General features: G+C 69.1%; 9 protein-coding genes. 7 read left to right on the forward strand and 2 right to left on the reverse strand.

The annotated features are described in order from the left end of the window. Positions 1–7: 7 nt before the first annotated feature. Positions 8–2,380: a Tex family protein gene (locus tag ACTHN1_RS06005; RefSeq protein WP_440470046.1), complete on the forward strand. Its 2,373-nt coding sequence runs from the start codon at positions 8–10 to the stop codon at positions 2,378–2,380. Between the two features lie 232 nt (positions 2,381–2,612). On the opposite strand, the gene ACTHN1_RS06010 is transcribed toward ACTHN1_RS06005, so the two are convergent. Both ACTHN1_RS06010 and ACTHN1_RS06015 read right to left on the reverse strand, forming a co-directional pair. Beyond that, positions 2,613–3,551, reverse strand: a complete 939-nt coding sequence (locus ACTHN1_RS06010; RefSeq protein ID WP_440470047.1) for an MBL fold metallo-hydrolase — start codon at positions 3,549–3,551, stop codon at positions 2,613–2,615. Between the two features lie 52 nt (positions 3,552–3,603). Next, complete coding sequence (locus ACTHN1_RS06015) at positions 3,604–4,239, reverse strand: NAD(P)-dependent oxidoreductase (RefSeq protein ID WP_440470048.1); 636 nt, start codon at positions 4,237–4,239, stop codon at positions 3,604–3,606. 101 nt (positions 4,240–4,340) lie between these two features. On the opposite strand from ACTHN1_RS06015, the gene ACTHN1_RS06020 reads away from it, so the two are divergent. The 6 genes from ACTHN1_RS06020 to ACTHN1_RS06045 all read left to right on the forward strand — a co-directional run bounded on the left by ACTHN1_RS06020 (position 4,341) and on the right by ACTHN1_RS06045 (position 11,825). Continuing rightward, positions 4,341–5,273, forward strand: a complete 933-nt coding sequence (locus ACTHN1_RS06020) for a LysR family transcriptional regulator (protein ID WP_440470049.1) — start codon at positions 4,341–4,343, stop codon at positions 5,271–5,273. A gap of 74 nt (positions 5,274–5,347) precedes the next feature. Continuing rightward, positions 5,348–5,965: a transcriptional repressor LexA gene (gene lexA / locus ACTHN1_RS06025; protein ID WP_440470050.1), complete on the forward strand. Its 618-nt coding sequence runs from the start codon at positions 5,348–5,350 to the stop codon at positions 5,963–5,965. A 1-nt stretch (position 5,966) separates the two neighbouring features. Further along, the gene (gene imuA / locus ACTHN1_RS06030) at positions 5,967–6,593 is read left to right on the forward strand and encodes a translesion DNA synthesis-associated protein ImuA (protein ID WP_440470051.1); all 627 of its coding nucleotides are present in this window, start codon (positions 5,967–5,969) and stop codon (positions 6,591–6,593) included. A 9-nt stretch (positions 6,594–6,602) separates the two neighbouring features. Then, on the forward strand, positions 6,603–8,024 hold the full coding sequence (locus tag ACTHN1_RS06035) for a Y-family DNA polymerase (RefSeq protein WP_440470052.1): 1,422 nt from the start codon (positions 6,603–6,605) through the stop codon (positions 8,022–8,024). After that, positions 8,021–11,257 (forward strand): error-prone DNA polymerase, encoded by a 3,237-nt coding sequence (locus ACTHN1_RS06040; RefSeq protein ID WP_440470053.1) that lies wholly within the window; start codon positions 8,021–8,023, stop codon positions 11,255–11,257. The genes ACTHN1_RS06035 and ACTHN1_RS06040 overlap by 4 nt, the downstream gene beginning before the upstream one ends. 1 nt (position 11,258) lies before the next feature. Then, positions 11,259–11,825, forward strand: a complete 567-nt coding sequence (locus ACTHN1_RS06045) for an alpha-ketoglutarate-dependent dioxygenase AlkB family protein (RefSeq protein WP_440470054.1) — start codon at positions 11,259–11,261, stop codon at positions 11,823–11,825. Positions 11,826–11,831 lie beyond the last annotated feature (6 nt).

The raw sequence follows: 11,831 nt of genomic DNA on the forward strand, positions 1-11,831 counted from the left end.
GGAAGCAATGCAAGACAAGAATCCGAAGCTGGCTCTGCAGATCGCCCAGACCATCGCCACCGAGATCGGCGCCCAGACCGCGCAGGCGCGTGCCGCCATCGCGCTGCTCGATGAAGGCGCCACCGTTCCCTTCATCGCGCGCTATCGCAAGGAAGTCACCGGTGGCCTGGACGATACCCAGTTGCGCAACCTGGAGGTCCGCCTGACTTATCTGCGCGAACTGGAAGATCGCCGCGAGGCGGTGCTGGCGAGCATCGAGGAGCAGGGCAAGCTGACCGGTGAACTGCGCGCCGACATCGAGGCCGCCGACAGCAAGGCGCGCCTGGAGGATCTGTACCTGCCATACAAGCCCAAGCGTCGCACCCGCGCGCAGATCGCGCGCGAAGCCGGCCTGGAGCCGCTGGCCGACGGCCTGCTGGCGGATCCCTCGCAGGCGCCGGAAACCGCGGCCGCGGCCTACGTGGACGCGGAGAAGGGCGTGGCCGACATCAAGGCGGCGCTGGAAGGCGCGCGCGCGATCCTGATGGAGCGCTGGGGCGAGAACGCGGCGCTGGTCGGCGAACTGCGCGACTGGATGCACGAGGTCGGCGTGATCCGCGCCCGCGTGGCCGAAGGCAAGGAAACCGAAGGCGCCAAGTACCGCGACTACTTCGACCACGCCGAATCGCTGGCGAAGATTCCCTCGCACCGGCTGCTGGCGCTGTTCCGCGCGCGCCGGGAGGAAATCCTGCTGCTGGATCTGGATCCGGGCAACGAAGCCGAAGCCGGGCACCTGCTGGCCGAAGGGCGCGTGGCCAAACATGCCGGCGTTTCCGCGCAGGGCCGTCCGGGCGACAAGTGGCTGCTGGACGCGTGCCGGCTGACCTGGCGCGCCAAGCTGCACATGCACCTGCTGCTGGATCTGTTCAATCAGGCGCGCGAGAAGGCCGAGGCCGAGGCGATCGCGGTGTTCGGCGACAACCTCAAGGATCTGCTGCTGGCCGCGCCGGCCGGCCCCAAGGCGGTGCTCGGGCTGGATCCGGGCCTGCGCACCGGCGTGAAGGTGGCGGTGGTGGATCGCACCGGCAAGCTGGTCGACACCGCGACCATCTATCCGCATGAACCCAAGCGCCAGTGGGATCAGTCGCTGCACGTGCTGCGCGCGTTGTGCACGAAGCACCAGGTGGAACTGATCTCGATCGGCAACGGCACCGCCAGCCGCGAGACCGACAAGCTGGCCGGGGATCTGATCAAGCGGGCGCCGGAACTGAAGATGCAGAAGATCGTGGTCAGCGAGGCCGGCGCCTCGGTGTACTCGGCATCCGAATTCGCCGCGCGCGAATTCCCGGGCCTGGACGTGAGCCTGCGCGGCGCGGTGTCGATCGCGCGCCGGCTGCAGGACCCGCTGGCCGAACTGGTGAAGATAGAGCCCAAGGCGATCGGCGTGGGCCAGTACCAGCACGATGTCGACCAGTTCCGGCTGGCGCGCGCGCTGGACGCGAAGGTCGAGGACTGCGTGAACGCGGTCGGCGTGGACGTGAACACCGCCTCGGCGGCGCTGCTGACCCGCGTGTCCGGCCTGTCCTCCAGCGTGGCCGACAACATCGTGGTCTATCGCGACGCCAACGGCGCGTTCAAGTCGCGCAGGGATCTGCTGAAGGTGCCGCGCCTGGGCGAGAAGACCTTCGAGCAGTGCGCCGGCTTCCTGCGCATCGCCGATGGCGACCAGCCGCTGGATGCGTCTTCGGTGCACCCGGAAGCCTATCCGGTGGTCGAGCGCATCCTGGCCAGATGCGGTCGGGAGGTGAAGCAGATCATCGGCGACGCCGGCTTCCTGCGCGGCGTGCGTGCCGAGGACTACACCGACGAGAAGTTCGGCGTGCCGACCGTGCGCGACATCCTCAAGGAACTGGAGAAGCCCGGCCGCGATCCGCGCCCCGAGTTCAAGGCCGCGCGCTTCGCCGACGGGGTGGAGGACATCAAGGACCTCAAGCCCGGGATGATTCTGGAAGGCGTGATCAGCAACGTGGCCGCGTTCGGCGCCTTCGTCGACATCGGCGTGCACCAGGATGGCCTGATCCACATCTCCGCGCTGGCGGATCGTTACGTCAAGGATCCGCGCGAAGTGGTCAAGGCCGGCGACATCGTCAAGGTGCGGGTGCTGGAAGTGGACATCCCGCGCAAGCGCATCGCCCTGACGCGGCGACTGGATGACACGCCGCCGCCGGTGCGTGAGGACCGTGGCGCGCAAGGCGCACGCGGGAACGGTGGCGGCGGAAACGGTCCGCGCAACGGCCGCGACGGCGGCGGACGCGGGCAGGGTGGCGCAGCACGCACCGCCGCGCCACCTGCCGACAACGCGCTGGCCGCGGCCTTCGCGCGTGCCCGCAGCAAGGACTGACTGCGCGGCCGTACGACCGATGCTCCTTCTCCCGTAACGGGAGAAGGGAACGAGCGGACTTTCATCCTGCGTTCCTTCCCCCGCATGCGGGGGAAGGTGCCGAAGGCGGATGGGGGCGAGCGGGCAAACTTCTGCCGCGACGTCGCCATTGCGCCAAGATCGCCCTCATCCGGCGCTTGCGCACCACCTCCTCCCGTGAACGGGAGAAGGATTTGGAAAGCGATTCGGCCGCTTACGGCCAGCGCATTTCGCCCTTGCTGACTTTCGCGCTCAATTCCAGCGAGGACACGCCGCCCAACTGTGGGTACCGCGCCTTCATCGCTGCGATCAGCGCGGCAGAATCCTTCGCCTTGGCGGTCTCCTCGTCGTAGGCGCGGATGTAGTTGGCGGTGAAGCGCACCGCGTCCAGACCTTGCGGCGCGCCCGGCTCATAGTGGCCGGGGATCACCGTCCCGGGCTTCAGCGCGGCGATTCGATCGAGCGTGGCCAGCCAGTCGGCGTGTGACTGCGGGGTCCGGGTATCGGCCATCCACACATGCTCGCCGGCCATCACCGGGATGCCGCCGACCACCGCATGGAGGGAGGGAATCCACACCACGCTGCGATCCGGCGTGGGGCCATCCAGACCGATAATCCGCAGTTCCCGGCCCTCCAGGGTCAGGCGATCACCCGCCAGCGGCTCCGGCACGACGATCTGCTTGGGCGCGCCCGCACCGAGGATCGGGCCCCAGTGCGCCAGCTTGCCGGCGCTGGTTTCCCGGATATGGGCGATGGTCTGCGGCGTGGCCAGGATCTTCGCGTCCGGGAAGGCGGCTTTCAGCGTTTCCAGGCCGAAATAGAAATCCGGATCGCCATGGCTGATGTAGATCGTGGTCAGGCGCTTGCCGGAGGCCTTGATCATCTCGACCAGCTTCGCCGCGTCGGCGGTGGAGAACTGCGCGTCGATCAGCACCGCATCCTCGCGGCCGGTGACCAGCACCGAGGACACCGCGAAGATGCCGGCCGGGCCGGGGTTGTAGACCGCCAGCTTCAGCGGTTCGGCGACGGGCTCCGCCGCCCGGGGCGCCGCGGGAGCGGCGGTGTCGGCGGACGAGGGCCCCTGGCCACCGCAGGCGGCCAGCGACAGGGCGAGCGTCAGCGCGCTCACGGATTTCAGGGCATGGACTTTCATGGACATCGTCTCCTGGTCGGCGGACGCGGGCGGAGGAAATCTGACGCGGGAATCAGTAGGCCGCGGTGATGATCTGGCGCGGATGGCGGGCCTGCTCGATTTCGGCGACGAAGGCGTCGGCGTAGTCGGCATAACTGATCGTGCTCTTGCCGTTGGCGTCGCTCAGCAGCGAACCGGCCTGGGTGCGGAACCGGCCGCGCGCTTCGCCGGGGCCGATTTCCGCGGCGGGCGAGAAAAAGGTCCAGGCCAGATCGTCGGTGGCCTGATAGCGCTTGAGGGCTTCGCGGTGGGCCAGCGCGACCGGCTTGTAGGCGGCCGGGAAATCCGGAACGTCGACCAGTTGCACGCCCGGCGCGACTTCCAGGCTGCCGGCGCCGCCGACCACCACCACGCGTGGCACGCCGGCTTCGCGCGCGGCGGCGATCAGCGCGTCGCTGACATCGACGAGGCTGGATTCGGCACCGGGCTGCGGGCCGTAGGCGCTGGCCAGCACGTCGTGGCCGCGCACGGCGGCGACCAGGGCGTCGTGATCGTCCAGCGGCGCGATGACGATGCGGGCGCCGTCCAGCTCGGCGGGCAGATCGCCGTCGCGGCGGACGATGGCGGTGACGTCATGGCCACGAGCGATGGCGTGGGCGGCGATATGGCGGCCGATTTTGCCGGTGGCGGCGACGAGGGCGATTTTCATGGGGAACTCCAGGGCGGGGATGTGGAGGCCACTGTAGTGAGCTGAAAGCGGACGAAAAACCGCGTATAAGGCACTTGTTTGTTGCATGAATCGAGCAAGTCATGGACCGGATGACCGCAATGGGGGTGTTCGTCGAGGTCGCCGAGCGCGGCAGCCTGACCGCCGCCGCCGAGGCGCTGGACATGTCGCGGGCGATGGTCACCCGCTACCTGGCCGAACTGGAGGATTGGCTGGGCGTGCGCCTGTTCCATCGCACCACCCGCCGGATCAGCCTGACCACGCCGGGCGAACAGGCGCTGGAGCGCTGCCGCCAACTGCTGGAGCTTGGCGCCGATCTGCAGGCGTCGGTCGCCAGCGATGCGGACACGCCGCCGCACGGGCAACTGCGGCTGACCTGCAGCACCTCGTTCGGGCAGAGCCAGATGGCGGCGGCGGTGGTGGACTACGTCGGCCGGCATCCGGGCGTGCGCATCGACATGCTGCTGCTGGACCGCACGGTGAACCTGATCGAGGAGCGGGTGGATCTGGCGATCCGCATCACCCGCGAACTGGATCCGAACCTCATCGCCCGCCGGCTGACCCTGTGCCGTTCACGGCTGTGCGCCTCGCCGGATTACCTGCGGCGGCGGGGCACCCCGGCGCGCGCCGAGGATCTGACCACGCACGATTGCCTGACCCATCACTTCGTCGGCAAGAGCCTGTGGCACCTGCGCCGTGACGGACGCGAGGTGGCGGTGGCGGTGGGCGGCGGGATCAGCGCCAACGAGGCCAGCGTGCTGCTGCAGGCGGTGCGCAGCGGCGGCGGCATCGCCATGCTGCCGACCTACCAGGCGGCCGATTATCTGGCCCGCGGCGAACTGGTCGCGGTACTGCCTGATTACGAGATACCGCCGATGGGCATCTTCGGCGTCTACGCCACCCGCCGGCTGATGCCGCCGCTGGTGCGCTCGTTCCTGGACTTCCTGGCCGGGCGTTTCGGCGAGGAACCGGACTGGGATCGGGCGCTGTCCGCGGCCGGCGGCGCTTCGGCCTGAGGAGGACCGGGCGGGAAAGCCCGATTCAGGTTTTCACCCTTGGCTTTCACCTGATTAGGTGAAAAGATTCTCGCGTGAGCCTGACCCTGACCCACCGCCAAGCCGCCATCCTCGAGGCCGTGCGCCAGCACCTGGCCGAGACCGGCAGTGCGCCGACCCTGCAGGAAATCGGCGCGGCGGTCGGCATCGGCCATGTCAGCGCGGTGTTCAAGCACCTGGAGGCGCTGGAGAAGAAGGGCTACCTGATCCGCGATCCCAGCCGGCCGCGCGGCATCCGCCTGATCGAGGCGCGCGCCGAACGCGATGACACGCTCCGCCTGCCGCTGGTGGGACGGGTCGCGGCAGGCCAGCCGATCCTCAACGACGGCGAAACCGAAACCTTCCTGCACGTGGACGAGGCGCTGTTCCGCCTGCGTCCGGATTACCTGTTGCGCGTGCAGGGCGATTCGATGCGCGACGACGGCATCCTCGATGGCGATCTGATCGGCGTGCGCATCACTCCCGATGCGCACCATGGACAGACGGTGGTGGCGCGGCTCGGCGACGCGGGCATCACCGTCAAGCGCCTGCATCGCACCGCGACCGAACTGCGGCTGCTGCCGCGCAGCGCCGGCCATGCGCCGATCGATCCGGATCCGGACGAGGACTTCGCCATCGAAGGCGTGTACTGCGGTTTGATCCGGCGCGACTGACATGGGCTCCGTCGTCGCCCTGGAATCCCTGCTGGCCGCGCAGACCCTGTGGCATGCGGGGCGCGGCGCCGTCGCTCCCGTGGACAGCGAGAGCACCGGCCATGCCGCGCTGGATCGCCTGCTGCCGCAGGGCGGCTGGCCGCGCGGCGCGCTCACCGAACTGCTGCTGCCCGCCGATGGCGTGGGCGAGATCGGGTTGTTGATGCCCACGCTGGCGCGCCTGAGCCAGGGCGACGACGCGGTGGTGCTGATCGCGCCACCGTACCTGCCCTATGCGCCGGCCTGGCAGGGCGGCGGCGTGGACCTGGCGCGCCTGCATCTGGTCGAGGCCGCGCCACGCGATGCCTTGTGGGCGTTCGAGCAGTGCCTGCGCAGCGGCGCCTGCGCGGCGGTGATCGGCTGGCCGGGCCATGCGGACGGACGGGCGCTGCGCCGCCTGCAGGTGGCGGCCGACAGTGGCGATTGCCTGGGTTTCGCGCTGCGGGATCGCCGGCATGCCGTCAATGCCTCGCCGGCGGCGCTGCGGCTGGAGTACGTGCCGGAACGGGAACGGCCCGGTGCCTGGCATGTGCGCAAGTGTCGCGGCGGACACCCGCCGGCGCAGGCGTTCGCGTGGACCGGGCATTGAGGCGCGCGCATGCTCTGGGCCTGCCTGCTGTTGCCGCAACTGGCGCTGGACGCCGTCCTCCGGCGTTCGCCGGATCCGGATGCGCCGCTGGCGTTGGCGACCGGTCCGGCGCAACTGCGCACGTTGCACGCGGTCAACGCGGCGGCGGCGCGGGCCGGGTTGAAGGCCGGCATGCGGCTGACCGCCGCGCATGCGCTGCTGCCCGAACTGGCGCTGGCCGAATACGACCCGCGGACCGAAGCGCGCTGGCATCGTTTCCTCGCCGCATGGGCCTATCGCCACAGTTCGCTGGTCAGCGCGCAGTGGCCCGGCTGCATCGTGCTGGAAGTGCGGGCCAGTTTCCGCCTGCTGGGGCCGTGGCCCCGGTTTGAGGCGCGCCTGCGCGAGGAACTGCATGCATTGGGTTTCAGCCATCGCATCGCGCTGGCGCCGACGCCGCGCGCGGCGCGCGTGTTCGCCGGCCTGCGCGATGGCCTGGCGCTGATGCAGGCGCCGGTCATGCACGAGGTGCTGGATCGCGTGCCCATCCGGCGCGCGGTGCTGCCCGGCGATGCCGGCGAGCGCCTGCACCGCATGGGCATCCGCGATCTGCGCAGCCTGCGCGGCCTGCCACGCGACAGCCTGCGCCGACGCTTCGGCCTGGACGTGCTGGAGCACCTGGATCGCCTGTATGGAGACGCCGACGAGCCGCTGTCGTACTACGCCCCACCGGATCACTTCGACGAGCGGCTGGAACTGGGCTACGAGGTGGAAAGCCACACCGCGCTGCTGTTCCCGCTGCGGCGGCTGATCGGCGATCTGTGCACCTACCTGTCCATCCGCGATGGCGGGGTGCAGCGGTTCCTGTTGCGGCTGGAACACGAGGAAGGGCATACCGACGTGGAAGTGGGCCTGCTGTCGGCCGAGCGGGAACCGGCGATGCTGTTCGAACTGACCCGCAACCGGCTCGAACGCGTGTCCATTCCCGCGCCGGTGGTGGCGGTGCGCCTGCTCGCGCGCGAGCTGCCGCCGTTCGTGCCGGCCACGCGGGATCTGTTCGACACCCGCGCCCAGCAGAGCCTGCCCTGGCCGCAGCTGCGCGAACGCCTGCGCGCGCGGCTGGGCGATGATGCGGTCCACCAGGTGACGCCCACCGGTGATCCGCGCCCGGAGCGCGCCTGGCGACGGTTGCGGGGAGACGAGCGCACGGCCATCGCGCAGGCGCCGGTGCGCCCGCCGCGTCCGGCCTGGCTGTTGCCGCAGCCGATCCCGCTGCGGGATCCGCGCCCGCGAATCCTGTCCGGACCGGAACGGCTGGAAAGCGGCTGGTGGGACGGCGACGATGCGCGCCGCGACTACTACGTGCTGGAAACCTCGCAGGGCCAGCGCGCCTGGGCGTTCGCGCCGCCGGGCGAGCGCGGTCACTGGATGCTGCATGGGTGGTTCGCATGAGCCGCGAACAGGAACGCGACACCGATTCGCCCGGCGGCCGTCCGCCGCGCGCCTGGGAAGTGGCGCAACGGCTGGGACTGGCGGCGGCCAACGACGACAGCATCGTCGCCGACGACCTGCCGGAATACGCCGAACTGCATTGCCTGTCGGACTTTTCCTTCCTGCGCGGCGCGGCCAGCGCGGAGGAATTGTTCGCGCGGGCCAAACAATGCGGCTACAAGGCGCTGGCGATCACCGACGAATGCTCGCTGGCGGGCATCGTGCGCGCGCTGGAAGCCTCGCGGGCGACGGGGTTGAAACTGGTGGTGGGCAGCGAGTTCCAACTGCTGGACGGCCTGCGTCTGGTGCTGCTGGTGCAGGACCAGACGGGTTATACGCAGCTGTGCCGGCTGATCACCGTGGGCCGCCGCGCCACCACCAAGGGAAGCTACCGGCTCACCCGCCAGGATGTGGAAACCGTGCTGGCCGGAGAGGCGTGCGGCCTGTTCGCGCTGTGGCTGCCGGCGCGGGTGCCGGATCCGCGCCAGGGCCAATGGCTGAAGCGGGTCTTCGGCGAACGCGCCTTCCTGGCGGTGGAACTGCACCGCGACGAGGACGACGATGCCCGCCTGCGACAACTGCTGGCATTGGCGGTGGAGCAGGGCATGACGCCGGTGGCGGCCGGCGACGTGCACATGGACGTACGCCGCCGCCGCGCCCTGCAGGACACCATGACCGCGATCCGCCACGGGCTTCCGCTGAGCGAGTGCGGCGAGCATCTGTTCCGCAACGGCGAACGCCACCTGCGCACGCGGCGGGCGCTGGGCAACATCTATCCGGCCGCATTGCGGGAGATGGCGGTGCAACTGGCAGAACGCTGCACGTTCCATCTGGACGAACTGAAGTACCGCTATCCCGTGGAACTGGTGCCGGAAGGCCACACGCCAGCCAGCTGGCTGCGCGAGTTGACCGAGCAAGGCATGCGTGAACGCTGGCCGGAGGGCACGCCCGACAAGGTCAAGCGGCAGATCGAGAGCGAACTGGAGCTCATCGCGGAGAAAAGTTACGAGGCATTTTTCCTGACCGTCCAGGACATCGTCCGTTTCGCAAAATCAAAAGATATCCTCTGCCAGGGACGAGGCTCCTCGGCGAATTCGGCGGTCTGCTTCGCGCTGGGCATCACCGTGGTCAACCCTGACGAGACCCGCCTGTTGATGGCGCGCTTTTTGTCAGCGGATCGCCATGAACCGCCCGACATCGACGTGGACTTCGAGCACGAGCGACGTGAGGAGGTTATCCAGTACGTCTATGAAAAATATGGCCGTGAACGCGCGGCCATCGCCGCCACCGTGATCCGCTACCGCGGCAAGAGCGCGGTGCGCGACGTCGCCAAGGCCTTCGGCCTGCCGCCGGACCAGATCGCATTGCTGGCCGACTGTTACGGCTGGGGCAACGGCGACACCCCGATGGAACAGCGCCTGCGCGAGGCCGGTTTCGATCCGGACAATCCGCTGATCGCGCGGGTGCTGGCGATGACCGCGCTGCTGCGTGGGCATCCGCGTCATCTGTCCCAGCACGTCGGCGGATTCGTCATCAGCGACGCGCCGCTGTCCACGGTGGTGCCGGTGGAGAACGCGGCCATGGACGGTCGCACCATCATCCAGTGGGACAAGGACGATCTGGAAACCATGAAGCTGCTCAAGGTCGACTGCCTGGCGCTGGGCATGCTGACCTGCATCCACAAGGCGGTGAAGCTGATAGAGAAGCATCGTGGCCGCGTCACTGATCTGGCGCGGATCCCGGGCGGTGACCCGGGCACCTACGCTCTGATCCAGGCCGCCGACACCGTCGGCGTGTTCCAGATCGAATCGCGCGCGCAGATGAGCATGCTGCCGCGACTGAAACCCGGGAATTTCTACGATCTGGTCATCGAGGTGGCCATCGTCCGCCCCGGTCCGATCCAGGGCGGCATGGTGCATCCCTACCTGCGGCGACGGCAGGGCAAGGACCCGGTGGTCTATCCCTCCGAGGGCATCGAGGCCATTCTCGGCAACACCCTGGGCATTCCGCTGTTCCAGGAACAGGTGATGGAACTGGTGATTCACGCCGGTTATACGGAAGCGGAAGCAGATGGGCTGCGCCGCTCGATGGCCGCCTGGGGACGCGGCGGCGATATGGAACCGCATCGCGCGCGCATCCGCGAGCTGATGGAAGGAAAGAACTACTCTTCCGAATTCATCGACCAGATCTTCGAACAGATCAAGGGCTTCGGTTCCTACGGCTTCCCGCAGAGCCACGCGGCCTCGTTCGCCAAGCTGGTCTACATCAGCAGCTGGCTGAAGCGGCACGAGCCGGCCGCGTTCACCTGCGCGCTGCTCAACGCCCAGCCGATGGGCTTCTATTCGCCCAGCCAGATCGTGCAGGACGCGCGACGCGGGCGGGGCGGTCGCCTGCCGGTCGAAGTGCGGCCGGTCGACGTGCTGCACAGTGATTGGGATTGCACGCTGGAAGGCGGGCGTTTCCGCATCGATGACGCGGATGACGCCGGTCAGCCGGCGATCCGGCTGGGCATGCGCCTGGTCGGCGGGCTGTCGGAGGCGATGGCGAATGCGATCGTCGCGGCCCGCACGCGGCAGCCGTTCCGCGACGTGCGCGATCTGTGCCTGCGCGCGGGACTGGACGAGAAGGCCCGGCACGCCCTGGCCGAAGCCGGCGCGCTGGAAGCGCTGGCCGGAAACCGCCATGCCGCGCGCTGGGCGGTGGCCGGCGTCGAACGCCAGCGGCCACTGTTGCCCGGCAGTCCGGACGAGGACGACATCGTGCTGCCGGCGCCGCGTACCGGCGAGGAAGTATTGTCCGACTATCGCGCGCTGGGCCTGACCCTGCGCAGCCATCCACTGGCGCTGTTGCGCCAGCGCCTGCAGGCCGAGCGCGTGCTGGACTCGCGCCAGTTGCAGGACATGCCGCATGGACGCGGCGTGCATGCGGCCGGCATCGTCACCCAGCGCCAGCGGCCGGGCACCGCCAGCGGGGTCATCTTCGTGACCCTGGAAGACGAACATGGGGTGGTCAACGTGGTGGTGTGGCCGCATCTGGCCGCGCGCCAGCGCAAGGCGCTGTTGGGCGCGCGCCTGCTGTCGGTGCGCGGACGCTGGGAACACGTGGACGGCGTGCAGCACCTCATCGCCGCCCATCTTTCCGACATGAGCGGGCTGCTGGGCGATCTCCACACCACTTCGCGGGACTTCCACTGAGATGGACCTGTTCGCCTGTCCCATGCGGCAACTGGTCGACGACGCGCAGGGCGGCATCCGCTACTGGCCGGATTTCGTCGACGAGGCGCGGGCCTGGCAATGGTTCCAGTCGCTGCATGCGCAGGCCGCCTGGACCCATCTGCAGCGCCCGATGTACGACAAGGTGGTGGATGTGCCGCGCCTGCTGGCGAGTTACGACGTCGATGCCTTGCCCGCGGATCTGCCGTTGGCCGAGATGCTGCGGCGGGTGCAGGCGGTGGTGCCGGCGCCCTACAGCCGGGTGGGCATGAACCTCTATCGCGACGGTCACGACAGCGTCGCCATGCACAGCGACAAGCTGCACATCCTGCGCGAGGGGCACCCGATCACCCTGGTGTCGCTGGGCGCGCCGCGCCGCATGCTGATCAAGCGCAAGGGGGAAGGGCACAAGGCCATTCCCATCGACCTGATGCCCGGCAGCCTGTTGAGCATGAGCCACGCCTCCCAGCTCACCCACGAGCACGGCATTCCCAAGACCCGTCGCCATCAGGGCCCGCGGATCAGCGCGGTGTTCCGGGTGCGGCCCTGAGCCGCG

Source organism: Pseudoxanthomonas sp. (assembly GCF_051953815.1).
In the GTDB taxonomy this organism is placed as follows: Bacteria; Pseudomonadota; Gammaproteobacteria; order Xanthomonadales; family Xanthomonadaceae; genus Pseudoxanthomonas_A.

What these genes read in the sequence shown, in the direction of transcription:
- ACTHN1_RS06005 (WP_440470046.1), top strand. Translation starts at nt 8, where the DNA reads ATGCAAGACAAGAATCCGAAGCTGGCTCTGCAGATCGCCCAGACCATC.
- ACTHN1_RS06010 (WP_440470047.1), bottom strand. Translation starts at nt 3,551, where the DNA reads ATGAAAGTCCATGCCCTGAAATCCGTGAGCGCGCTGACGCTCGCCCTG.
- imuA (WP_440470051.1), top strand. Translation starts at nt 5,967, where the DNA reads ATGGGCTCCGTCGTCGCCCTGGAATCCCTGCTGGCCGCGCAGACCCTG.
- ACTHN1_RS06045 (WP_440470054.1), top strand. Translation starts at nt 11,259, where the DNA reads ATGGACCTGTTCGCCTGTCCCATGCGGCAACTGGTCGACGACGCGCAG.
- ACTHN1_RS06040 (WP_440470053.1), top strand. Translation starts at nt 8,021, where the DNA reads ATGAGCCGCGAACAGGAACGCGACACCGATTCGCCCGGCGGCCGTCCG.
- ACTHN1_RS06035 (WP_440470052.1), top strand. Translation starts at nt 6,603, where the DNA reads ATGCTCTGGGCCTGCCTGCTGTTGCCGCAACTGGCGCTGGACGCCGTC.
- ACTHN1_RS06020 (WP_440470049.1), top strand. Translation starts at nt 4,341, where the DNA reads ATGGACCGGATGACCGCAATGGGGGTGTTCGTCGAGGTCGCCGAGCGC.
- ACTHN1_RS06015 (WP_440470048.1), bottom strand. Translation starts at nt 4,239, where the DNA reads ATGAAAATCGCCCTCGTCGCCGCCACCGGCAAAATCGGCCGCCATATC.